The sequence below is a fragment of the Streptomyces sp. NPDC032126 genome (assembly GCF_055580085.1).
Genome location: NZ_JBVIMA010000008.1, coordinates 62,084 through 84,041 on the forward strand (window position 1 = coordinate 62,084; position 21,958 = coordinate 84,041).

Here is a 21,958-nt window from a genome sequence, read left to right on the forward strand (position 1 = left end):
TCACGGATCCTGTCCGTCCGGGGCGCGCAGTCCGCCTGGGTTACCTGCGGCGCGGTAATCGAGGGCCGACGACGCGACGGCTGCCGCAGTCTCGACGCACACCGTGACGGCTCATTCCGTACGTCCCGGTGCTCGACCCGTACGACGACGGAGGCCCCTATGCCCACCACCACGCCGCCCCCGCTGGGGGCCCTGGCCGCTGAACTCGCCGCGCTGCGCCCCCGCATGGAGGCGGTCAGCCTGGCGATCCACGCGCGGCCGGAGCTGAAGTACTCCGAGTTCCACGCCCAGCAGGCGCTGACCCGCTGGCTCAAGGAAGCCGGCTTCGCCGTGACGGAGCCGGTGGGCGGGATGGACACCGCGTTCGTGGCCGTGCACGAGGGCAGCCGGCCCGGCCCGTACGTCGCCGTCCTGGCGGAGTACGACGCGCTGCCCGGCGTCGGGCACGGCTGTGGGCACAACCTCATCGCAGCCGGGTGCGCCGCGGCCGCGATCGCGGTCGTACGGGCCTTGCCGGCGCACCCGGGAACGGTCGCCGTCATCGGCACGCCCGGCGAGGAGATGGGCGGCGCCGGCAAGGTCCGGCTGGCCGAGGCCGGAGTGTTCGAGGGCGTGGACGCGGCGATGATGTTCCACCCGGCCGACCGCTCCGTCACCACCCAGCACTCGCTGGCCGCGGCGCACCTGCGCGTCGCCTTCACCGGCGTGAGTGCGCACGCCGCGAAGTCACCGTGGGAGGGCCGCAGCGCACTGGCCGCCGCCCAGTTGTTCCTCACCGCCCTCGACGCGCTGCGGCAGTTCGTCCCGCCGACAGCACGCCTGCACGGCGTCGTCACGGACGGCGGGCAAGCCCCGAACGTCGTTCCCGCCCACACCGCCATCGAGTTGTACGTACGGGACCGTACGGCCGTATCGGCCGGGGCACTGGTCGAGCGGGTGCGCGCGGCCGCCGAGGGAGCGGCGCTGGCCACCGGAACCACGGCCGAGGTGTCGGAGACCGGACCGCTCTACGCGGAGCGCCGCGACAGCACCGTGCTCGCCGAACGGTTCGGACAGGCGGTGCGCGCACTGGGCCTGGACATCGCGCCCGCCGGTCCGGACAGCCCCGCCGGTTCCTCCGACATCGGCAACCTCTCGCAGCTTCTGCCGGTGATCCACCCGTACATCCAGATCGCCGAGCCGGGTACGCCCGCCCACTCCGAGGCGATGCGCGAGGCGGCGGCGACCTCACTCGCCCACGACCGCACCGAGATCGCGGCGACCGGTCTGGCCCGCGTGGTCGCCGAACTGCTCACGGACGAGGAGCTGTTGGCGGCTGTGCGAGCGGACTTCGCACAGGTCGCCGCTGAAGCCGAGGTGCTGACGTGAGCGGCCCGCGAGCCTACACTTCCCGTCATGCCGGTCGTGATCGTCCTGGAAGGGGCCGCCCCCGACCGCTTCACCGTCACCGTGTCGCCGCTCGCGGAACTGGCAGCGAGCCTGCACGTCCTGACGGAACACGCCCACCACACCGAACACGCGCCCTGGGCCGAGGAGACCACCCGCGAGGCCCCGCCCGCCTTCCGGGCCGGCCTGCGTCGCTTCGCCCCGCTGTGGACGGCGCTGCGTTGGCGGGGCTTCTACCCGGGGCTGAACGCGCCCCTGCCGGAACTGACGACGGACCGGTTCGCCGAACTCACCGCCCACACCTGTGTCAGCGGCTACCGCGGCTTCGACTTCAGCCGCCTGCTCCACGACCCGGCACAGGCCGCCGCCCTGCGCCGGGCGGCCTCCGGTCTGCCGGAACCGCACCCGACCCTCGCCGAAGACCTGCTGCGCGACCCGGAGCGACTGCGCACCGACATCCTCGCCTTCCTCGACCTGTGCCGCCGCGTCTTCTTCGCCGAGCTGTGGGCGACGACCGAGCCCGCCCTCGCCCGCGCCGCGCACCTCGTGCGGCAGCGGCTCGCGGACGAGGGACCGGAGGCGGCCCTGCTCTCACTCAGCCCGTCCAGCGCACGGCCGGCCGGTCCGTCGCGGGTCGTCTTCGACAAGGTGCACCACGCGGTGATCAGCCCGGCGCGTACGCCGATCCTGCTCATCCCCACCCGATACGGCGCCCCGCACCTGCTGGTGAAGGACGAACCGGGGCTCCCACCAGTCGTCCACTTCCCCGTGCACGCCCCGGAGATCGGGGTCACCCTGGCCCGCAGCCGCATGCTGGCGCTCACCGATCCTCGCCGGGTGAGGCTGTGCCGGCTCATCGCCCGCCAGGCGATGACCACGGCCGACCTCGCGGACCGGCTGTCGATGACTCGCCCCCAGGTCTCCCGTCACCTTCGCACCCTGCGCGACCTGGGGCTCGTGCGCGTGGAACGCAACGGCCGCTACGTCCACTACGGTCTCGACCTCGCGGCGGTCAAGCGCATCGGCGGGGACGTGGCCACGGCCCTGCAGTACTGAAGGAGGCGGCGGCGTGACGACCCGGTACCCGATCCTCCGCCACCGCGAACTGCGGCCCCGGCTGCGATGGAGCGCGTGGCGGGAGCGGCGCGCTCCGCTGGTCGCGGGGGCAGGTGAGGTCCTCGTACACGAGATCGACGGGGAACACCGAACGGGGGCCGTCGACGTCGACACGACGCGGGCCACCGCCGTGACCCTGGTCGACGTCCGCCCCGACGTGCGGCTGTTCGCCACATGGCACCTGCGCACGTCCGACTCCGCGGCGCGTTTCCCCGTCCGGGTGACGTACCACTGCACGGTCGTGGACCCCGTCGCGGTCGTACGGGGCCGTCGCACCGGCGTCTGGGACCCGAGCTGGGTCCTGGCTCAGGACCTCCGGCCTCACCGCCTGCACGCGGAGCACCCCGAGGGCGACGAGAGCGGCCTTCGCCGGTCTCTCACCGCCCTGCTCTCTCCGAGCCCGGCCCCCTGGGCGCTTCCCGGGATGCGCGTGGAGCTCGGCCATGTGGACGTGGGGTCCGCCTGGCCGAACGACATCGATGACGCGTGATCATCTGGAGATGCGCCCAAAGCACAAGGTCCGGTTCGACCTGCGCACAGCCGGGCTGAGTCCAGCCCACGATGCGAGCGGTGCAGACCCGGTAAAGGCCGGCCGGCCACGGGGAGAGGACCTCCGACGTGGGTCTGACTTTCGTGCGTTGCAGGTATGAGGGCCAGTGCAGCGGCGGGGGCGGCCCTGGGCGGCGGGTCGCCGTGGCGTAGGTGGAGCACCGCCGCCGCGCCCATCAGCGAGGCAATGCCTGTCGCGGCGGCCGCGCCCAGGGACGTCCAGATCAGCCCCCTGAAGTCCGCGGCCCCGCCCCCCTCCAGGGCTCCGACGACGCGGTAGAGGTGGGCAGCCGCCTGCCGTCTCACCGGCACGGCGGCGAGCTGGCCAGGCCCAGTGGGAGGGAGGCCAGGGACGGGGCGAGGGCGAGCGTGAGGGTCATTCGGTGGTTCTGGCCTTGTGGCGCTCGGCGCCCAGGCGGGCGTAGTAGGCGATGAGGTCGGGGTTGTCCACGGTGGCGGGGTTGACCACCTGTTCGACCGCGGCTCCCTGGAGCAGTCGCTTGACCGGCACCTCCAGCTTCTTGCCGGTGCGGGTGTGCGGGATGCCCGGCACTTCGAGGATCTCGTCGGGGACGTGGCGGGGTGAAGCGCCGGTGCGGATGGCGTCTTTGATCCTCTCCCGGAGGGTGTCGTCGAGTTCCACGCCGGGCGCGGGGACCACGAACAGCGGCATCCAGTAGCCGCCGTCGGGTTCCTCCGCGCCGATGACCAGGGCCTCGGCGATTTCGGGGAGGCGTTCGACGACGTCATGGATGTCGGCGCTGCCCAGCCGTACACCGTTGCGGTTGAGCGTCGAGTCGGAGCGGCCGTGGATGATCACCGAGCCGTGCCCCGTGACCGTGATCCAGTCGCCGTGCCGCCACACTCCGGCGTACGCCGAGAAGTAGGCGTCGCGGTAGCGCGTGCCCTCCGGGTCGTTCCAGAAGTACAGCGGCATCGAGGGCATGGGCCGGGTGACGACCAGCTCGCCGACCTGGTCGATGACGGGGAAGCCCTCGACGTCGTACGCGGCCAGCGCCACGCCCAGGTGCGGTGCGGACAACTCCCCTGCCCAGACCGGGGTGTTGGGCGCGCTGCCCGCGAAGCCGGAGACGATGTCGGTGCCGCCGCTGATGGAGGCCAGCAGGACGTGGTCGCCGACGTGGTCGCGGACCCAGGGATAGGCGGAGGCGGGGAGCGCGGAGCCGGTGCAGCCGACGACGCGGATCGCCGACAGGTCGTGGACGGACGGGTCGATGCCGAACTTGGCCATGCCCAGCAGGTATTGGGGGCTGGTGCCGAAGACGGTCACGCGGTGGCGGGCGGCCAGTTCCCAAAGGCGGTCGGGCTTGGCGAAGGGGGCCGGACTGCCGTCGTAGGTGCACGTCGTGGCGCCTGTCAGGAGGGTGGAGGCGACCAGGTTCCACATCATCCAGTGAGTGGTGGTGTACCAGAGCAGGCGGTCGCCGGGGCCGAGGTCCGAGTGCAGGCCCAAAGTCTTGAGGTGCTCCAGCAGGACACCGCCGTGGCCGTGGACGATGCCCTTGGGCAGGCCGGTGGTACCGGAGGAGAACACGACCCACAGGGGGTGGTCGAACGCCACCGGCTGGCAGGTGAGTTCCTCGGTGCGCGTCGAGGCGTCCTCCCAGGGGACGACCAAGGACGGGTAGGTCTGCGACTGCCACGGCAGGCCCACGTGGTCCACCAGCAGGGTGGCCTTCAGTGTCGGCAGCGCGTGAACGAGTTCTAGGGTGGCGTCGCGGCGGTCGTGGGTGGTGCCGTTGAAGAGGTAGCCGTCGGCGGCGATGAGGACGGTGGGTTCGAGCTGGGCGAAGCGGTCGGCGGCCGCCTTCGGTGCGTAGTCCTGTCCGCACACCGACCAGATCGCGCCCAGGCTCGCGGCTGCGAGGAACGCGACGATCGTGTGCGGGGTGTTGGGCAGGTAGCCGACGACCCGGTCGCCCTCACCGACGCCGAGGTCGCGCAAGGTCGCGGCGACCGAGGCGACCTGGGCGCGCAGCCGTGCGCCGGTCACCTCGTACCCGGTGCCGGTCTCGTCCAGGGCGATGATCGCCACACCCTCGTCCGTGACGTTGCGCAGGGCGTGGTGGGCGTAATTGAGGGTGGCACCGGGGAACCAGCGGGCGCCCGGCATCCGCTCCTCGGCCAGCACCTGCTCGTAGGGGGTGTCGGCGTCGATGTCGAAGTACTCCCACACCGCGCCCCAGAAGCCCTCCAGGTCGGTGACCGACCAGCGGTGCAGGGCGGCGTAGTCCTCCGGGTCCATGCCCTGGAGCCGGGCGAAGTCCGCGATGCGACTGGCGGCCACGGTCTGCGGATCGGGTGTGAAGAAGGGCGTGCTCATCGCGTCGTACTCCTCAACAGGCTTTTCGGCGCCGTCCGTTGGGAAGGGACGGGGCTTCGGGTGGTGTGCAGCAGGGAAGCCCAGGCGGCGGTCGCCGTGAAGTCGTGACTGCCCGAGGGGACGACGTCCATCACGACGCGGTCGGGCCGCAGCAGGACCGCGTCCGCGCGTCCGGCGCGCAGCCAGGCGGCGAGGGTGCCGTCGTCGCCGAGGTCGGCCACCGCGACCGCGTGCACGCCGAGACCGTGCGCGAGCGCGGTCAGGGAGGGTCCGGGTTCGGAGGCGGTCAGCACGGCGAAGGAGTCGCCGAGCGCCTCGTCGAGACGGGTACGTCGTCCGCCGACGCTCACCCACGGCTGGGGGCAGTGCGTGCCTTCCAGGCCCCGGCGGACCCCGCGCCGCACGAGCGGCCCGGCGGTCAGGGGCGGGCTGAGGTCGCGGCCGGCCATCTCCGTCAGGCCGGGTATGCGGCAGGCCGCGGCCAACGCCCTGCGGCGGATCGCGGCGGCGCCGTCCTGGCCGCCGGTCATGGCCCAGCCCATGGCGACCGCGAGCCGGATGACATGCCGGGCGTGTGGCTTGCGTTCCCTCTCGTACGTGGCCAGCAGCCGCTCTTCACCGCCCTGCTGGAGGACGCGGGCGAGCTTCCACGTGAGGTTGTAGGCGTCCCGCAGGCCCGAGCACAGGCCCTGGCCGATGAACGGCGGGGTGAGGTGGGCGGCGTCACCGAGCAGGAAGATGCGTCCGCTGCGCCAGCGGTCGGCGACGCGTGCCCGGAAGGTGTACTGCGTCTCGCGGACGACCTCGAAGTCCCCGTCGTACGAGGGCGGCAGCCACGGGGCGACCAGCTCGCGGACCGGCTGCTCCTCCCCCTCGCGCAGTCGGAACTCCCAGCGGTAGCGGTCCTCGCCCACCCGCATGAAGGTGGCCGGCCGCTGCGGGTCGCAGACCTGGTCGACGCCCTCCCAGCAGCGGACGTCGGCGTCCGTCCGGACGTCGATGACCTTCCAGCGTTCCTCGAAGCGCAGGTCCTCCCAGACAGCACCGATGGCATCGCGGGTAAGGCTGTTCGCGCCGTCACAGCCGAGCACCGCGTCGGCCCACAGCTCGTGCTCACCGTCGTCGTCGCGGTACGTCACGCGCACCGGCCCGGTGGTGTCCGGGCCGATGCCGGTGACCTCCACTCCCCCGCGCAGCTCGCACTCCGGGCGCCGGGCCAGGGCGTCGCGCAGCACGCCTTCCAGCTCGGGCTGGTCGAACATGCTGGTCTGCGGATAGCCGTGCGGGCCCTGCTCGGTGCGGCGGAACTCGGCCATCACCCGGTGCCGGGCATCCAGCAGCCGCAGCCCGTTCGCCGGGCGGGCGATCGCGGCGAACTCCTCTCCCACGCCCGCGGCCTGCAGGATCCTGCACACCTCGTCGTCGGTGGCGACGGCGCGTGGCAGCGGGTAGACGTCCTGGTGGCGTTCGAGGACGACACTGCGGACGCCGCGCCGGGCCAGGAGGAGGGCGGCGGTCACGCCCACCGGCCCGGCCCCGACGATCACGACGGGCACACGTGCGGCTTCGTCGACGGTCATGTGCGGCTCACCTCGGGTGCTAGTTCGCGGCCGCGACGGGCGTGCGCTGCTCGCCGAGGTCGATGCGGCCGTCGGGGGTCGCGATCGTCGCCGTGATCACGTCTCCCGGGCTCAGGTAGTGCGGGTTCTTCGCCTGGCTCTTGAAGAACGCCTTCCACTTCACCGCAGGGGGCAGCAGCGCGCCGATCTTCTCGACGGCCTTCGGCGGGGCCTTGAGGGCGGTGCCGCCGGGGGTGCCGGTGAGCAGCAGGTCGCCGGCGTCCAGGGTCTGGAAGCGGGCCAGCAGGGTGAGCGCCTGCGCCGGGCGGACGATCATGTCGGCCAGGGTGCGGTCCTGGCGCAGCTCGCCGTTGACACTCAACTTCAGCCGCAAGTCCAGGAGATGGGCGAAGTCCTCCGGCTCCAGCAACGACAGGTACGGACCGGTCGGCGTGAAGGTCGGGTACGACTTGCTCTCGTAGAACTGCGTCTTGGTCAGCTGCACCTCACGGGCGCTGACGTCGTTGGTGATCACCAGTCCGGCGACGTACGACGGCAGGTCCCGTTCCTCGACGACCGTGCCGACGGGCAGGGGCGCGCCCACGACGAGGCCCAACTCGATCTCGTAGTCGAGGAATTTCACGTGCGACGGCCGGACGACGGCGTCGCCGGGGCCGCTGACCGAGCCGGACGCCTTGCGGAAGAACGCGGGCGGGATGTCGCCCTTGAAGCCTGAATCGCGGGCGTGACTGCGGTAGTTGACCATCTGGGCGACCACCCGGCATGGAGTGGTGACCGGCGAGAGCGCCACCAGGTCGGCGACGGGCGTGCCGGGCTCGCCGGAGGCGGCGGCCTCCCGGACGGCGGCGCGGTCGGCCACCAGTTCGGCGGTGGTGTCGGCCTTGGTCTCGACAGGGACGGCCCGGTCGCCACGGACGACCCACCAGCCGTCGGCGGTGCGCAGAACATTGGTGCTCATGACATGGCTCTCTGTGAAGTGGGTCAGGAGTTGGCGGCCTTGAGCAGGCCGAACAGTCGTGCCGGGTCCATCTCGTTGTCGCCGCGCAAGGCCTCGATGACGTCGCGGATGCGCTGCGGGGAGGGACTGGCGCCGAGGAAGTCGCGGGTGGCCGGCGGGCCCCACTGGGCCAGGCCGCTGGTCGACATCGGCGCCCAGCCGGGCTCGACGTCGCAGGAGAACAGGTCGCCGTCGGCGAAGTGCTCCAGCATGAAGTGGTCGGGGTCGCGCCAGTAGTCGAAGAGCTGGCTGCCCTGGATGTGCCGGCCGATACCCCAACTGCGCTTGTATCCGCGCTCCTTGAGGTATTCACCGCCGGCGGCGATGGAGTCGAGGTCGGTGACCTGGTAGGCGGAGTGGACGTAGCCGGTGCCGGGTCCCAGGTGCATCGCGAGGGTGTGATGGTCGGCCGGCACGCTGCCGAGGTCGCAGCGGATGAACGCCATCGTCGGCCCGCGCCCGCGCTGCCCGTCCAGGAACAGGAAGTCGGACACGATCATGCCGAGGGTGTCCAGGTACCAGTCCAGGGCCCGGCCGAACACCCGCGTCTCCAGCACCACATGGCCCAGGCGCTGGATGCGGGACGGCTCGCGCGGCGGCCGCTGGGTGGCGTTGGTACGACGGTGATCCGTACCGAAATTGAGGAGCAGCGGCCGCTGTTCCGGCAGGGCGGGGAGCTGTTCGCCGCAGTGCACGACCCGGACGGGGAAGCCGGACGGGTCGAGCAGGTCGACCGCCTTGCCACCGCCGGGCACATCCGCGTCCCGTACGTCCCGGCCCGTGGCGCGGGCCAGCCGGTCCAGGTCGGCCCGCTCGGCGGCGCGAAACGCCGGACCGATGAAGCGGGACGTACGACCACGGCGGATCACCATGCAGGGTGAGCCCGCGAAGGTGCCGCGCAGCCACAGCTCGCTCGCGGTGCGGGCGGCTACGCCGAAGCCGAAGTCGCGGGCGAAGACCTCTGCCCGGTCCAGGTCGGGCTTCTCGAACTCCAGCCAGGCCAGGTCCGCCACCTTGATCACGGGGTTCCGGGAACGGCCCGGGTGTTCGCCGCGCAGGGCGCCCTGCTCGCTGTGGAGGTCCTGGTGGGCCGTGATGACGTCGGCCCCGTTGACGCGGGTTTCAGACATGGTGCCCTCCGAGCAACATTGCCGTAATGAGGAAATCATCAACTGTGACAGTTCCGTCGTCAAGATGTTCGCGGCAGGAAATGATGAATTCATCAGGACTGCGATCGCCGTGGGGCGACCGTTAGAATCTGCGCATGTCTACGTCAGCCCCGCCCAGCAACCGGTTCGAGCGGCGTCGCGCAGAGACCCGTGGGGCTCTCGTGCGAGCGGCCCGGCAGATCCTCGCCGAGAGCGGCGACACCAGCGCGAGCATCCAGGCGATCGCCGAGCGCGCGGACGTGGGCTTCGGCTCCTTCTACAACCACTTCGACTCCAAGGCGGAGTTGTTCGAGACGGCCGTGGTCGACGCCCTCGAGGAGTTCGGGCAGGAATTCGACGAGCGCCTGACGGGGATCGACGACCCGGCGGAGCTGGTCGCGGCCGGCTTCCGGCTCAGTGCCCGCATGGCCGACACCCACCCGGAGCTGATGCAGGTCCTGCGCCGCCGTGGCCTCGGGCACATCCACTCGGGCAAGGGACTGTCCCGACGCGCTTTGCGTGATCTCCAGATCGGCATCGCCTCCGGCCGCTTCACGCCCGTCGACCCCGTGGTCGCCCTGTCCGCACTGGGCGGCACCCTGCTGTCCCTGGTGGAACTGCGGTTCACCCGCCCCGAGGTGGACGGCGACGAGGCCGCGATCAACCTCGCCGAGATGGTCCTGCGAATGCTGGGCCTACCCGCGGACGAAGCGCACGAGGTCGCCCGGCGCCCCTTGCCCGACGCCGCCTGACGTCATGCGGCGCCCCTTGCCCGACGCCACTGACGCAGCCTGACCTCACGCGGACGACGCATCCGGGCGGAAGGTGACCGAGCGGCCTGTGAAGCGGGCGTCGATTCCGTCCTCGGTGGTGGTGACCGAGCGCAGGCGGAGCCCTACGGGCACGTTCCGCAGCGGTATGGGCTCGTCCAGGGCCCTGTCGAGCAGTGATTTCAGCGGAGGGAGCAGTTCACCCTGCTCCGCGCGTACGTCCGTGAAGGCGATGCGGTTGCCGCTCGCCGCCGAGACGGCCGCGCTCACGGTCACGTCACCCGCGAGCGGCAGGCTCGCGGTCGCGTTGATCCGGCCGGGCTCGTCCCCTTGTGACACCTGCACGCCGAGCGCGCTCGACACGTCGGCGTACGACAGGAACGCGGTCGCTGTGACGCTGTCCGCGTGAGCCTCGTCGGCGCTCCCCGAGGTTTTCAGCCCGTCCATCCCGACCGTCAGCCTCGTCACCGGGAGCGGCCGGGTGGTGCCGCCGGCCGGAATGTCGTGGGCGGTCAGGTCGACGTGGTCCAGGCTGCCCGCAGCCAGTTGGTTCAGTACGGGAAATCCCTTGACCTGCACCGACGGCCGATCGGCGGTTCCCATGCCGTCCTGGAACGCCTTGGCCGTACGGCTCTCCGCGCGAGCCGCGGCGATCCGGTCGACCGAGACTCCGCCGACCAGCAGGGCGGCCAGGGACGTGGCGGCGATGATCATGCGCCGTCTGGTCCGGGTCGGGGGGCTCGCATACACGGCGCCGTCGCCGTAGTAGGGCTCGTCGTCGCGGTGGGACTGATACATCGTTCTCCTCTTCGAGTGGTGTTGGGGCAGTGCGCCTACGCGGCGTCGTTCGCGGGCTGGACGAGCCCCCGGACACAGGTGGCGGCCTGGCCGGCGTTCACGCCCATCGCGATCAGGGCGGCGGTCGCGGTGCCGGTGCCGTCGTCGCTCCAGGCCCCGCTGTTCACGCAGTCCAGAAGCCCTAGCAGGTACCCCTCCAGTGCCCGGGCCAGGACGACCGGGGGTACGCCGGTCTGAAAGGCGCCCTGCCGTTGCCCCCGGCCGATGATCGACTCCGCCATGTCCCGTGCGGGGGCCAGGACTTCAGAGAGACGATCGGCCCCGAGGTCCTGGGGGGCGAGTCGGAGCAGGATGCGGTAGCGATCTCCGACGGGCCACACCGCGAGGACGAAGCGCGCCAACTCCGTGACGGCATCCGCCACCGGCGCGCGCGGGACCGCGAGCGCCTGCCGCAAGGCCCGCGTGGCCTCCTCCACCAGCCCCTCCACCAGCGCGGCCCGGCCGTTGAAGTGGCCATAGACCGTACGGCGCACCACCCTTGCCACCTCGGCGATGTCACCGAGGCTCGCGTCCGGGTCGCGGCCGAGTTCCTGCCGGGCGGCTTCGAGGATGCGGGCCCGTGTGAGCAGGGTTCGGCTGCGTCCCGAAGGGGCTGACACAGGTGCGTGGATCATGTCGGGCCTCCGGTCGACGGGGGGGAGGGCGACTCGATAGTTGCACACCGACGGGCAATAAACTAGTCTGCACATCAGTGGGCAATTAATGGCCCCGGTGCAGGGCCCCTCCTGGCCTCACGTGCACCGATCCACTCGATTCCGCACCCCCGAAGCCTCCGCTTCACCTCCTGCCGAGGAGCCTGACCATGCCGCTCTTTCCGAAGACACCCGTCGAGAAGATGACGGAGCCCTACCACCGGCGCTGGTGGGCCCTGCTGGTCCTGTGCCTGAGCCTGCTGATCGTCGTCATGGCGAACACGTCACTGATCGTGGCCGCCCCCGACATGACCAAGGACCTGGGGCTGAGCAGCAGTGACCTGCAGTGGGTCATTGACGGCTACACCGTCCCCTACGCCGCGCTGATGCTCGTGCTGGGCGCGATAGGCGACAAGTACAGCCGCCGCGGCGCCCTCGTCCTCGGTCTGCTGATCTTCGCCGGAGGTTCGGTGATGGGCGGCCTGGTCGATGAGACGAACCTCGTCATCGCCGCCCGCGCGATCATGGGTGTCGGTGCCGCCGTCGTCATGCCGGCCACACTGTCGCTCCTGGTCGCGATGTTCCCGCGTGCCGAGCGCGCCAAGGCGATCACCGCCTGGTCTGCGACCTCCGGCCTTGCCATCGCCGCTGGTCCGCTGGCCGCCGGCTGGCTGCTGGAGGACCACGCCTGGGGCTCCACCTTCCTGATGAACGTGCCCATCGCCGTCCTCGGCGTCGTCGGCGCCCTGCTGCTGGTGCCGCCGTCGAAGGCGGAGGGCATGGGCCGGATCGACTACGTCGGCGGTCTGCTGTCGATCGTGTCGGTCGGTTGCCTGGTCTACGCGACCATCGAGGGCCCGCACTTCGGCTGGGGCGTCGGCCCGATCACCGCGGCCGTGGTCGCCGGGGTGGGTCTGCTGGCCTTCGTGGCCTGGGAGTTGAAGCACCCCAACCCGATGCTGGACGTGCGCAAGTTCACCGAGCGTCCCTTCGGCGGCTCGATGATGGCGGTGCTGTTCTTCTTCTTCGGCACCTTCGGCTCGATCTACTACTCCACCCAGTTCCTGCAGTTCGTCCTCGGCTACAACGCCCTGGAGACCGGCATCCGCCTGCTGCCACTGGCCGGATCCGTGTTCGTCGGCGCCGCCGTCACCGGCAGGCTCGCTCCGAAGCTGGGCGTGAAGATCGTGGTCGGCACCGGCATGGTGATCGGCACCGTGGGCGTCTTCCTGCTCACGCGGATCGACTCCGGCTCCACCTACACCGACTTCCTGGCCCCGCTGCTGCTGCTCGGCTTCGCCATCGGCCTGAGCCTGTCGCCGGCCACCGACACCATCATGGGCTCCTTCCCCGAGTCGGAGCTGGGCGTCGGCGGCGGGGCCAACGACACCGCGCTGGAACTCGGTGCCTCGCTGGGCATCGCCATCCTCGGCTCGCTGCTGGCCACGTCCTACAAGGACAAGCTGACCGACCTGGTCGGCGGCCACCTCCCGGCCGAGGCCATGGACACCGCCAAGGACTCCGTCGGCGGCGGCGTCGCGGTCGCCGAACAGGTCGCCAAGAACCCCCAGGGCGGCGCCGAACAGGCCCAGACCCTGCTGGGGGCGGTGCACGAGTCCTTCGCCCACGCCATCGCCCACACCAGCCTCATCGGCGGCATCATCATGGCCGCCGGCACCCTGATCGTCATCGCCGTCCTGCCCGGCCGCAAGCACACCGCCAAGCACGGTGAGGCAGATGCGGCACCGGTTACCGAGGAGCAGACCGAGACCGTGGACGCCTGAGCCGCGTTCACCGGAGGCCGGAACCCCGATTCCGGCCTCCTCCACCCCCAGGACGGGCTGTGCCTGAGCGGCGCACGGCCCCGGGACGGTGCCGGGAGGGACACCCGGCACCGTCCCCTTTTTGTGCTTGCCGTCGCCGTCCAGATCCCCCCGGGACCAGGCTTACGTCGACACGCTGAAGACCCCGGCGCTTCGCACCGGGGTCACGTCGTGCTGCAGGGGCGATCTCACCCCTCGGCGGCGGCCACCTCGTCGACGACGATCCGCGCCCGCTTCTCCGGCACACCCGCCGCGATGAGCGTGGTGACGGCCACCCGGGTGCCGTCGTCCTCCAGCGCCCCGGTGTTGACCTCCTCCAGCAGGGCGACCGTCATCGCCTCCAGGCCGACGCTCAGCACCGAGGCCGGCAGGTGGGTGTGGAAGACGCCGTCCCGTTGTCCCTGCTCCAGGATGGCCGCGACCCTGACCCGGGCGGGCTCCAGGATCCCGGCGACACGGTCCATGCCGAGGTCCCTTCGGGCCAGCGCCAGAAGCATCCGGTAGCGGTCCCCCACGGGCCAGAGCGACAACGTGAAGTGAGCGAGCGCCCGGTCGGCCGGTTCCATCGCCCCCGCGCCGACCGCGACGGCGGCCTGGAGCGCCTCGGCGGCCTCCTCGGCCAGCGCGTCCAGGAGTGCCGCCCGGCCGGGAAAGTGCCCGAACAGCGTGCGCCGTACGACACCGGCGGCGCGGGCGAGTTCCTCCAGGGTGATGTCGGGGTTCCGCCCGAGCTCCTGGCGGGCGGTGGCGAGGATCCGGGCCCGGTTGGACCGTGCGTTGCGTCGCTGGGGCACACGGCCGACGGGCTGGGACACGAAAGGAACCTCGAAGAAGACAGGGCGGAGAACGGACTTCTCCATTCTGGCACGCGAGTCCCGACCGACCCGCGGAAGCATCCGGAGTCGATCGGGACATGTGGTCAGGCGGGCAGCTCCTTGATGTCGGACGGCTCCTGCGGCTCGATGCCGTTGAAGCGGTGCCGGAAGCCGCTGGAGGCGGGGTACGCGGCGCGGCGGGAGCGCATGATCGAGCCCAGCGGGCGGTGGGCCTCCAGGGCGTGCCAGGGGCTGAAGGAGAGGACGTCGTCGGCGTAGCGGCGGCGGGCGTCGCTGTAGGCGTCCTGGGCGGGCAGATGGAGCACGGCCACGGTCTGGTGCGGTGACAGTTCCTCGGGCCACAGGACGGAGGCGTCCTCCACCGGCATCCGGTCGATGTCCGTGCACAGCTGGGCGCGGATGTCGTACTCGGCGCTGTTGTGCGCGAAGAAGTCGACGACGAGGTCGCGCAGGGCGGACTCGCCGGCCTTCTTGTCGACGTGGCTGCCGGTGAGGGCTTTGACGTTCGCCGAGCGGGGCGCGGCGGACATCTTCGCCACGTGGTCGCCGTAGCGCAGTGCGGCCATGGAGTGGAAGGTCTCGCCGAGGATGTGGTCGTTGGCGGCGGCCAGGGTCTCGACAGCCGGCGGGAGCGGGCGTCCGACGCGCGTGAGGGCCTTGGCGGCCACTCGGGCGGCCGCGCCGGTGAGCTGGAGCTGCTGGTCGCTCTGGCCGGGCTGTTTCTCCAGGATGCCCTGGAGTTTGGCGTATTCGGCGATGTTGCCGAACGGCAGGGTGGGGTGGTTGACGAGGAGGAAGTCCTGGGTGGTGAAGCCGTCGTCGAGGGCGCGGGGGCCGGGGGCGCCAATCACCTTCATCGCGAGGCCACGCTGGACGGGCACCTGGTCGGAGCGCAGGTCGCCGGGGGCGGAGGAGAAGCGGACGATCACCGGGTAGGTGGCCGGTGCGGCGAAGAGGCCCTGGGCGAGGTGGGCGGGCAGGTCGGGCTGGATGCGCAGCTCACCGGCGAGGACGCCGTGGCTCTTGGCGTGAGCGTCGCGCAGGCCGTGGCGGTGTTTGTCGGCGACCTGCTGGTTGGCCTTGCCCATGGCCGCGACGACCTGGCGGACGAGTTCGTCCTCGTCCGGAAAGGGCTGTTCGAGGTCGGGGCTGTAGCGGACGTACGAGGTCATGGGGAGTGTCTCCGCGCGGGGTGGGGGTCAGCTGCTGCTGAGCCAGCGGATGGCGGACAGGCTGGGCATGAAGAAGTACTCGCCGCCGAGGAGGGTGTTGAAGGACTGGATGTTCTGCACCCGGCGTGGCGGGGTGCCGGGCACGGTGAAGTAGGCGCCCTTGTCCTGGAGCGAGATCATCGGGTCCTTCTCCTTGCCCAGGCCCATGAAGTTGCCGGAGCCGACCCATTCGCTCTGGAGGAACTCGACGTTGTCGATGGCGCGGGCGCCGAGGGCGATGAAGTCCAGGCCGCGCGGCCGGCCGTCGTCCTTGAGGCGGTCCGGGGGCAGCGGGGTGCCGTAGGAGGTGCCGCGCCGGATGATGCGGCGGATGTTGACGTCGGTGAGGACCGTCAGCTTGGTGTCGCGCGGGTTCATCCGGCGGATGTGGGAGCCGAGCGGGGTGCGCAGTCCGCGCGGGTCGGCGGAGTAGTCGAAGTCGTTGATCCGGTTCGGGTCCTCACCGATCGCGGGGGTGTCGCGGTCGGGCGAGAGGGCTAGGGGTGCGCCGCTGCGCCAGCGGCCGACCAACTTGGCGGCCAGCAGCTCGCGTTCGGCCTCGGTGGAGGCGTTGTCGTGCAGCCACTTGTTGAAGGCCGCGACGTGGGAGTGGTACTTGCGGAAGACGACGTACGTGCCGTTGCGGCCCAGGACGTCCGGAGCCGGTACGGGGAGCGGTACACCGGTCTCGCTCGGATAGCCGAGGACGAACTCACCGGCCTTGATGGGCCGTCCGTCACCGGGCAGGGGTTCGGCGCCGCTGCCCTCGACCACCGGCTGGCTAAACCCGTCCCGGTAGCCGAAGACGTTGAACCCGTCGGCCGCGAAGTCCTGGTGCGACAGCAGCTTTACGCCCGGGACCTCGCCCAACTCCTTCTCGTACGCGGCGACTTCGGCCCGCCAGTCGTCCTCGCTCGCGGCATACACCGTGACGGCGACATGCACGCGCGGGGTGCCGAAGGGGAACTCCCAGCGGTCCGGCGCGTTCACGCCGGTGTCCCGCAGCCGCTCGGCGCGAGCCGCCATCCCGGCGCGGAAATTGGCCGGGAAGGAGGCCAGTGAGGTCTCCGGCAGCCCCAGTGCGACCAGACCCTGATAGCTGAGGGCGAGGGCCAGCCAGGACGGCTGCGGCTCGTCCCAGCGTGCCGCCGAGGTCACCCTTGGCGCCAGTCGGCGCAGCAGTTCCTTGCCCGCGGCCGGTTCGGTGATCTCCAGGATCGCGTGGGTGCCGAAGTAGGGCTCGGGCCGGGCCCGCAGCAACGTCGCCTGGATGTCGTCGAGGTCCAGGGTGGGCGGGCGGCGCAGCCGCCGGAACAGCGGGGAAGGCATGGCGTTCCTGCCTTCAGTTGAGGTCGGCGAGGAAACGCTGCACGGCGGCCTCCTGCCGCTTGAGCCGGTGGCCCTCCGCGACGGTGAGGTTGGGGTGGGCGACGAACCACGCCTCCGCCGGGATCTGGTACTTGACGATGAAGTCCTTCACGTCCGGCGAGGTAATCCCGGGCCAGCCCTCCACGTTGCTGAACAGGTAGTCCATGAACTCGGGGATCTTCGTCGCGAAGTCGTCGATGTAAGGGTCCCACTCGCCGTCGAAGGCGGTCGCGAACAGCAGCTTCGTGTCGTTGTCGAGGAACACGAACCGCATGTTGTGCAGGGTGCCGACCTGGCCTGCGCCCGCCAGGTTCCCGCCGACCAGACCGAAGAACTTCCGCAGCCGCGCGGCACCGTTGGGCTTCAGCGGCAGGATCGTGGTCAGCTCGGACACCTCACCGCTCTTGGCGCCGATCCGGCCGGCGGTGGTGACGGCGTGCTCGGCCATCTCCTCCTTGTCGGCGAGGATCTCGGCGGCTTTGAGCTTGAGGGCGATCTTGGCGTCCGACAGTGCGGTCTCGACCTTCTCGCGGACGGCATCGGGGAACTGCTGGAACTTGGCGTGCAGGTCTGTCTCGCTCATGGCGCCTCTCCTTGGGCATGGGCGGCAACACGTTACGTATCGCCACAAATAGGCCACTGCGGGGCAGCATGCAAGCGGGACGAGCCCCACTTTCTGACCATCTCCACAGGACTGATTACATCATCAGTTTGCTCCTTCGGCTTGTCAACGCACCACTCGCGAGCGGTCACATGACTCGCGTCACTATGAGACAGGTTGACCCACAGCGCATCTGTGAGTCATCGTGTCTCATAGGTGGGGCACCTCGACCCACCCGTCACTCGAAGGAGTTCCCGATGGCGGATCACTTCTCCGGACCGCGCATCCTCTTCGACCCCGCGTCCGACATCGCCGACGTCTTCGCCTTTCCCAGCCCGGACCGCCCCGGCTGCCTGGTACTCGTCCTCGACGTGTTTCCTGCCGCCGCTCCCACCGCGCTGTTCTCCGACGCGATCACCTACCGCTTCCGGGTCCGGCCGGTCGAGCAGGCGGCGGGCCGGGCCGCGTTCACGGTCGGCGACACCGAGTACGGCCTCGATTTCACCTTCGCCGCGCCCGGCCGGATCCCCGGCAGCGACGAACCGGTCCAGCTAGGGACCTGCACCACGTCCAGCGGTGAGCAGGTCCTGTTCCTGGTCGGCGACGAGAAGCCCACCGAGGCCGAAGGTCTGAGGATCTTCGCCGGACCACGACTCGACCCGTTCTTCATCGACCTCGCAGGCGTTCTGGCCGCCGACGTCACGCAAAAGCCGGCCGTCCGTCCCGGCGCCGACAACGTCCTCGAAGGGACGAACGTGGTGAGCATCGTCGTCGAGGTGGACCCCGAGGTGGTGTTCGGCCTGGAGTGCGGCCCCCTGCTCGGCGTCGTCGGCGAGACCGTGACGTCCGGCGGGCGCCCGGTCCGGCTCGAACGCATGGGCCGACCCGAGATCAAGAATGCCGTCCTGGCGAGCAAGAGCTACGACCCCGTCAACAGCGACCTGGAGATCCGAGACCTCTACAACGAGGAGGATGCCTTCGCTCTACGACCGGACTACGCCGAGGCCTACCGGGCGCGGTTCAACGCCAACCTGGCCTTCTTCGACCGTCTCGACGGAGAGCTCGTCTGGCCGCCCGACGACCAGGGCACCCACCCGCTGACGGAACTCCTCCTGGCCGACTTCCTCGTCGTCGACATCTCCAAGCCGTTCGCCGAGGACAGCTGCTTCGAGATCGAGACCGCGCTGCTCGCCGGACGCCCCCACGCGACCTGCGGCGGCCGTGCGCCCAACGACGACATCGTGGACACCCTCTACACCCTCCTGGTGGGCGGCGTCGACAGCCCGCGCATCAGCGACGGCGTCGACCAGGCCACCCGGCCGGCCACGCACGACTTCCCGTACCTCGTGGCCCCCAACCCGAGCCCGCCGGATCTCGTGACATTGATGACCGCTCTGCTCGCCCCACCGGAACCCGAGGTGGAAGCGGCATGACGGGCCGGCCCGTGCACGCCGACCGGGAACCGGTCACGACCAACGGCACCCTGGCCCTGGTGAACCTGTCGGCCCAGATCGACGGCAGGGCGGCGCCCGTGAGCCGGGCCGGCTCGACCGCGCCCCTCGCCGTCGCACAACAGGCGGCCCTGGTCGACCTCCTCACACTCCGCGGACACCTCCTGGGCCGCGTCGCCGACTACGAGCGGGCCGCACAGCTCTCCGAAGGCATGGTGTGCAGCGCGCCTGACGACAGTGCCGCCCTGCTGGCCCGGGCCCGCACCCGGGCGACCCTGCACCGTTTCGCCGAGGCCATGGCCGACCTCGACGCGGCGGGCCGGGCCGGCGCGGCGCAGGCCACCCTGGACACGGAACGGGCAGCGATCCTGCGGGCGGTCGGCTGTCATGCCGAAGCCCACGAACTGCTGCGGAGCGCGGCCCCCCGCCCGTCCGACTTCAGGATGCTGTCGGCGCTGGCCGTCCTCCAGGCACAGCGGGGCGAGACCGCCGAGGCGGAGCACGCCAGGCTATGCACCGGCGACCGGCCATCTCGCCGAGGTACACCTCCTCCTGGGCGACCCCGAGACCGCGGTCGCCTGCCTGCGCCCGCTCGTGGAGACGAGTGACGATCCCGAGTACGCCGCCCACCTCGCGCTCACCCTGCGAGCGGCCGGCCGCCACTACCAGGAGGCCAAGCCATGGCGGGACCGGGCGGCGGTGCGCTACGAGGAACTGGTGACGCGTCACCCGGAGGCGTACGCGGATCACGCCGCCGACTTCTGGCTCATGGTCGGAGGCGATGTCGACCGGGGACTCCGCCTCGCTCTCCAGACCCTGGTCATGCGCCAGACGAACCGCTCGTACGCCCTGGTCCGGCGCGCCCGCGAGGCAAGCGATCGGCCGGCCCACGACGCCTGCGGACCGAGACACCCTGCGACTAGCATGTGAGGCAAGTTGTCTCACACGAAGGGTGGCGCATGCCGGAGGAGCGAACCGATCCACGACAGGTGCGCAGCCGCCAGGCCATGGTGTCTGCAGCCACCAAGCTGCTCACCGAGGGGGGCCTGGAGGCCGTCACGCACCAGGCGGTGGCCGCCCGCGCAGGAGTCGGTCGGGCCACGGTCTACCGCCACTGGCCGGAGCTGCTCGGCCTGCGTCTGGCGGCACTGGAGGCCGGTATGCCGCCCCTGTCACCGGCACCCGAGGACGTGCGGGGCGCGTCCGGTGCCGAACCGCGCGCCGAGCTGATCCACTACCTGCGCCAGCTCGGCGAGCGGCTCGACGACGCCCAGGCCGGGGCCGTACTCGCCGCCGTACTGGGCGGGGCCCAGCACGACGAGGGGATGCGGCACCTCCGCCATACCCTCCTGACCCAGTTCGTCGATGCCCTGCGCCCCGCCATCACCACGGCCGTCGCCCGGGGGCACCTGCGCGACGACGTCACAGCCGAGACGTTCGCCATGACGACCGTCGGCCCGCTCGTCTACCAGCGGTTCCTCGTGGGCGCCCGGCTCGGACACGACACGGTCGACGCGGTGGTGGATGCGGCACTACGGGCGTGGGCACCGTAGCGACCCGGTGCCGCCGGACTTCTGAATGCCCGTCCAACTCGGGCACTCCGGAGCCTCCCTCAGACTCGGATCTCTTCATGTTGGGTGTCTACTTAGGCGCTGTCAACGCGTGTCGGCGGCTGCTGAGCGCCCGGCGCGCCTGCCGAACACCGAACCGGCGGTGAGGCCGGAGCCGCCAGGGTAGTTGAACCAGAAGAGCCCGCCGACGAGTTCGCCGGCCGCGTACAGCCCAGGGACGGGGCGGCCGCTCAGGTCCAGCACGCGCGCGTCGGCGTCGATCCGCAGCCCGCCGAAAGTGAAGGTGATGCCGCAGGTCACCGGAAAGGCGACGTACGGAGGAGTGGCCAGCGGCTGGGCCCAGTTGGACTTGGGAGGGGCGATGCCCTCGGTCCGGCAGCCGTCCTTGACCGTCGGGTCGAAGCGACCGGGGACAACGGCGGCGTTGAACCGCTCGACCGTCTCCGCCAGTCGGCCCTCGTCCATGCCGAGTTCCTTGGCCAGGCCCTCCACGGTGTCGGACTCCACCCTGGTGATACCCGCCGAGGCGTACTCCTCGGGGCGCAGCAGCGGTACGGACGTCGCGTCGAAGAGCTGGTAGGCGACGCCTGCCGGTTGCTTGAGGATCTCGGCACCGTACTTGGCATAGGTGTAGTTGCGGAAGTCCGCTCCCTCGTCGACGAACCGGCGGCCCTCGGCGTTGACGACGATGCCGAACGGGTAGCCGCCGCGAGTGAGTTGGTTGGTCAGCTCCCGGTCGCCGGTCGCTCGGGCCTTGCTGTCCCAGGCCACCGCGTGGCAGCCGCTCCAATGGCCGTAGGGTTGCGCGCCGGCCGCCAGGGCCATGCGGATGCCGTCGCCGGTGTTGTACGGGGTTCCGCGCACCAGGGCCAGGTCCCAGCCCGCACCCAGATAGCCGGCCCGCATCTGCGGGTTGGCCTCGAAGCCACCGCTGGTGAGTACCACGCCGTCGGCCTCGATGCGCTGCCCGTCGGCGAGCACCACGCCGCGGACGGAGCCGTCGGATCCGGTGGCCAGGCCGGTGACGGGGCTGTCGAAGCGGACTTCGATGCCGCTGCGATCGGCGGCGGCAAGGTGTTGGTCGATCATTCCTTTGCCCCCGCCGACCACGCCGACGGCCAGTCCGCCCCAGAACCGATAGCGCCCGTCCACCTCGTAAGCCTGCCGGTGGAACATGAGCTCGAACCGCAGGCCGAGGCTGCGCAACCAGGTCATCGCCTCGCGGGACTCACCGACCAGGATCCCGGCGAGTTCGGGATCGGTCCTCCCCCGGGTCACCCGGGTCAGGTCGGCGAGGAAGTCGTCGTCCGTGTAGGGGGCGAGGTCGACGCGTCCCGCGCGGTCCTCGGGAAGTGGCTCTACCAGCGAGGTGAGGTCGGTGAGCCCGCCATGGCTGGTACGCATCGCCCCGGCAGTGAAGTAGGAGTTGCCTCCGGCCCATTGGCGGGGGGCCTTCTCCAGCAGCAGCACCCGTGCTCCCTGCTGTCGGGCGGACTGAGCCGCGCTGAAGCCGGCGTTCCCGCCGCCGACCACGACGACGTCCCACTGCTCGGTCATGTGTACTCCCATCAGTTCCGGTGAGCAGGTCGACGGCTGCGCGGCCCGCCTGCCGGTCAGTACGACGATGCGCCAGCAGTGCCATCAGTACAATCGAAAGAAATTGAAGCTGCTTTCATAAGTGCTTAAGGCGGTTGGGATGAGCCTCGACGTACGCCGC

At 70.9% G+C, this 21,958-nt stretch carries 20 protein-coding genes; 9 read left to right on the top strand and 11 right to left on the bottom strand.

Going from position 1 to position 21,958, the window contains the following annotated elements; all coding sequences use genetic code 11:
* Positions 1 to 159 precede the first annotated feature (159 nt).
* The 3 genes from ACZ5NW_RS27780 to ACZ5NW_RS27790 are packed head-to-tail and all read left to right on the top strand — an operon-like array spanning position 160 to position 2,992.
* A complete protein-coding gene (locus ACZ5NW_RS27780; protein ID WP_468746662.1) occupies positions 160 to 1,368 on the top strand; it encodes a M20 family metallopeptidase in 1,209 nt (402 codons plus the stop codon).
* 27 nt (positions 1,369 to 1,395) lie between these two features.
* A complete protein-coding gene (locus ACZ5NW_RS27785) occupies positions 1,396 to 2,442 on the top strand; it encodes an ArsR/SmtB family transcription factor (RefSeq protein WP_468746663.1) in 1,047 nt (348 codons plus the stop codon).
* A gap of 13 nt (positions 2,443 to 2,455) precedes the next feature.
* Complete coding sequence (locus tag ACZ5NW_RS27790) at positions 2,456 to 2,992, top strand: hypothetical protein (RefSeq protein WP_468746664.1); 537 nt, start codon at positions 2,456 to 2,458, stop codon at positions 2,990 to 2,992.
* Between the two features lie 435 nt (positions 2,993 to 3,427).
* On the opposite strand, the gene ACZ5NW_RS27795 is transcribed toward ACZ5NW_RS27790, so the two are convergent.
* From ACZ5NW_RS27795 to ACZ5NW_RS27810, 4 genes are read right to left on the bottom strand one after another with little or no spacing between them, the layout of a single operon-like run.
* On the bottom strand, positions 3,428 to 5,395 hold the full coding sequence (locus tag ACZ5NW_RS27795; protein ID WP_468746665.1) for an acetoacetate--CoA ligase: 1,968 nt from the start codon (positions 5,393 to 5,395) through the stop codon (positions 3,428 to 3,430).
* Complete coding sequence (mhpA, locus tag ACZ5NW_RS27800) at positions 5,392 to 6,975, bottom strand: bifunctional 3-(3-hydroxy-phenyl)propionate/3-hydroxycinnamic acid hydroxylase MhpA (protein ID WP_468746666.1); 1,584 nt, start codon at positions 6,973 to 6,975, stop codon at positions 5,392 to 5,394. Before mhpA ends, ACZ5NW_RS27795 begins: the two co-directional genes overlap by 4 nt.
* 19 nt (positions 6,976 to 6,994) lie before the next feature.
* Entirely contained in the window at positions 6,995 to 7,933 is a 939-nt protein-coding gene (locus tag ACZ5NW_RS27805) for a fumarylacetoacetate hydrolase family protein (protein WP_468746667.1), read from the bottom strand.
* A 23-nt stretch (positions 7,934 to 7,956) separates the two neighbouring features.
* On the bottom strand, positions 7,957 to 9,102 hold the full coding sequence (locus ACZ5NW_RS27810; RefSeq protein ID WP_468746668.1) for a VOC family protein: 1,146 nt from the start codon (positions 9,100 to 9,102) through the stop codon (positions 7,957 to 7,959).
* Positions 9,103 to 9,236: 134 nt separating this feature from the next.
* Between ACZ5NW_RS27810 and ACZ5NW_RS27815 the strand changes: the two genes are divergently transcribed.
* Entirely contained in the window at positions 9,237 to 9,872 is a 636-nt protein-coding gene (locus tag ACZ5NW_RS27815) for a TetR/AcrR family transcriptional regulator (protein WP_468746669.1), read from the top strand.
* 45 nt (positions 9,873 to 9,917) lie between these two features.
* Here ACZ5NW_RS27815 and ACZ5NW_RS27820 read toward each other — a convergent pair whose 3' ends face one another.
* Both ACZ5NW_RS27820 and ACZ5NW_RS27825 read right to left on the bottom strand, forming a co-directional pair.
* Complete coding sequence (locus ACZ5NW_RS27820; protein WP_468746670.1) at positions 9,918 to 10,688, bottom strand: LmeA family phospholipid-binding protein; 771 nt, start codon at positions 10,686 to 10,688, stop codon at positions 9,918 to 9,920.
* 35 nt (positions 10,689 to 10,723) lie between these two features.
* Entirely contained in the window at positions 10,724 to 11,362 is a 639-nt protein-coding gene (locus tag ACZ5NW_RS27825; protein WP_468746671.1) for a TetR/AcrR family transcriptional regulator, read from the bottom strand.
* A 188-nt stretch (positions 11,363 to 11,550) separates the two neighbouring features.
* Here ACZ5NW_RS27825 and ACZ5NW_RS27830 point away from each other — a divergent pair, with 188 nt between their 5' ends.
* Positions 11,551 to 13,164 (top strand): MFS transporter, encoded by a 1,614-nt coding sequence (locus ACZ5NW_RS27830; protein ID WP_468746672.1) that lies wholly within the window; start codon positions 11,551 to 11,553, stop codon positions 13,162 to 13,164.
* Between the two features lie 227 nt (positions 13,165 to 13,391).
* Here ACZ5NW_RS27830 and ACZ5NW_RS27835 read toward each other — a convergent pair whose 3' ends face one another.
* The 4 genes from ACZ5NW_RS27835 to ACZ5NW_RS27850 all read right to left on the bottom strand — a co-directional run bounded on the left by ACZ5NW_RS27835 (position 13,392) and on the right by ACZ5NW_RS27850 (position 17,201).
* Positions 13,392 to 14,018, bottom strand: coding sequence for a TetR family transcriptional regulator (locus ACZ5NW_RS27835; protein WP_468746673.1), 627 nt, complete (start codon positions 14,016 to 14,018; stop codon positions 13,392 to 13,394).
* Between the two features lie 104 nt (positions 14,019 to 14,122).
* On the bottom strand, positions 14,123 to 15,211 hold the full coding sequence (locus tag ACZ5NW_RS27840; protein ID WP_468746674.1) for a catalase family protein: 1,089 nt from the start codon (positions 15,209 to 15,211) through the stop codon (positions 14,123 to 14,125).
* A 27-nt stretch (positions 15,212 to 15,238) separates the two neighbouring features.
* Positions 15,239 to 16,579 (bottom strand): Dyp-type peroxidase, encoded by a 1,341-nt coding sequence (locus ACZ5NW_RS27845; protein WP_468746675.1) that lies wholly within the window; start codon positions 16,577 to 16,579, stop codon positions 15,239 to 15,241.
* A 13-nt stretch (positions 16,580 to 16,592) separates the two neighbouring features.
* The gene (locus ACZ5NW_RS27850) at positions 16,593 to 17,201 is read right to left on the bottom strand and encodes a hypothetical protein (protein WP_468746676.1); all 609 of its coding nucleotides are present in this window, start codon (positions 17,199 to 17,201) and stop codon (positions 16,593 to 16,595) included.
* Between the two features lie 275 nt (positions 17,202 to 17,476).
* Here ACZ5NW_RS27850 and ACZ5NW_RS27855 point away from each other — a divergent pair, with 275 nt between their 5' ends.
* The 4 genes from ACZ5NW_RS27855 to ACZ5NW_RS27870 are packed head-to-tail and all read left to right on the top strand — an operon-like array spanning position 17,477 to position 20,223.
* A complete protein-coding gene (locus ACZ5NW_RS27855) occupies positions 17,477 to 18,652 on the top strand; it encodes a DUF4331 family protein (RefSeq protein WP_468746677.1) in 1,176 nt (391 codons plus the stop codon).
* A complete protein-coding gene (locus ACZ5NW_RS27860) occupies positions 18,649 to 19,278 on the top strand; it encodes a hypothetical protein (RefSeq protein ID WP_468746678.1) in 630 nt (209 codons plus the stop codon). Before ACZ5NW_RS27855 ends, ACZ5NW_RS27860 begins: the two co-directional genes overlap by 4 nt.
* Positions 19,265 to 19,600: a hypothetical protein gene (locus ACZ5NW_RS27865; RefSeq protein WP_468746679.1), complete on the top strand. Its 336-nt coding sequence runs from the start codon at positions 19,265 to 19,267 to the stop codon at positions 19,598 to 19,600. Before ACZ5NW_RS27860 ends, ACZ5NW_RS27865 begins: the two co-directional genes overlap by 14 nt.
* 29 nt (positions 19,601 to 19,629) lie before the next feature.
* The gene (locus ACZ5NW_RS27870) at positions 19,630 to 20,223 is read left to right on the top strand and encodes a TetR/AcrR family transcriptional regulator (protein ID WP_468746680.1); all 594 of its coding nucleotides are present in this window, start codon (positions 19,630 to 19,632) and stop codon (positions 20,221 to 20,223) included.
* 102 nt (positions 20,224 to 20,325) lie between these two features.
* On the opposite strand, the gene tcuA is transcribed toward ACZ5NW_RS27870, so the two are convergent.
* Positions 20,326 to 21,798: an FAD-dependent tricarballylate dehydrogenase TcuA gene (gene tcuA / locus ACZ5NW_RS27875; protein WP_468746681.1), complete on the bottom strand. Its 1,473-nt coding sequence runs from the start codon at positions 21,796 to 21,798 to the stop codon at positions 20,326 to 20,328.
* Between the last annotated feature and the right edge of the window lie 160 nt (positions 21,799 to 21,958).

Coding starts and splice junctions, on each gene's coding strand:
- ACZ5NW_RS27780 (WP_468746662.1), top strand. CDS start 160: ATGCCCACCACCACGCCGCCCCCGCTGGGGGCCCTGGCCGCTGAACTC.
- ACZ5NW_RS27785 (WP_468746663.1), top strand. CDS start 1,396: ATGCCGGTCGTGATCGTCCTGGAAGGGGCCGCCCCCGACCGCTTCACC.
- ACZ5NW_RS27795 (WP_468746665.1), bottom strand. CDS start 5,395: ATGAGCACGCCCTTCTTCACACCCGATCCGCAGACCGTGGCCGCCAGT.
- mhpA (WP_468746666.1), bottom strand. CDS start 6,975: ATGACCGTCGACGAAGCCGCACGTGTGCCCGTCGTGATCGTCGGGGCC.
- ACZ5NW_RS27805 (WP_468746667.1), bottom strand. CDS start 7,933: ATGAGCACCAATGTTCTGCGCACCGCCGACGGCTGGTGGGTCGTCCGT.
- ACZ5NW_RS27810 (WP_468746668.1), bottom strand. CDS start 9,102: ATGTCTGAAACCCGCGTCAACGGGGCCGACGTCATCACGGCCCACCAG.
- ACZ5NW_RS27815 (WP_468746669.1), top strand. CDS start 9,237: ATGTCTACGTCAGCCCCGCCCAGCAACCGGTTCGAGCGGCGTCGCGCA.
- ACZ5NW_RS27820 (WP_468746670.1), bottom strand. CDS start 10,688: ATGTATCAGTCCCACCGCGACGACGAGCCCTACTACGGCGACGGCGCC.
- ACZ5NW_RS27825 (WP_468746671.1), bottom strand. CDS start 11,362: ATGATCCACGCACCTGTGTCAGCCCCTTCGGGACGCAGCCGAACCCTG.
- ACZ5NW_RS27830 (WP_468746672.1), top strand. CDS start 11,551: ATGCCGCTCTTTCCGAAGACACCCGTCGAGAAGATGACGGAGCCCTAC.
- ACZ5NW_RS27840 (WP_468746674.1), bottom strand. CDS start 15,211: ATGACCTCGTACGTCCGCTACAGCCCCGACCTCGAACAGCCCTTTCCG.
- ACZ5NW_RS27845 (WP_468746675.1), bottom strand. CDS start 16,579: ATGCCTTCCCCGCTGTTCCGGCGGCTGCGCCGCCCGCCCACCCTGGAC.
- ACZ5NW_RS27850 (WP_468746676.1), bottom strand. CDS start 17,201: ATGAGCGAGACAGACCTGCACGCCAAGTTCCAGCAGTTCCCCGATGCC.
- ACZ5NW_RS27855 (WP_468746677.1), top strand. CDS start 17,477: ATGGCGGATCACTTCTCCGGACCGCGCATCCTCTTCGACCCCGCGTCC.
- ACZ5NW_RS27860 (WP_468746678.1), top strand. CDS start 18,649: ATGACGGGCCGGCCCGTGCACGCCGACCGGGAACCGGTCACGACCAAC.
- ACZ5NW_RS27870 (WP_468746680.1), top strand. CDS start 19,630: ATGCCGGAGGAGCGAACCGATCCACGACAGGTGCGCAGCCGCCAGGCC.
- tcuA (WP_468746681.1), bottom strand. CDS start 21,798: ATGACCGAGCAGTGGGACGTCGTCGTGGTCGGCGGCGGGAACGCCGGC.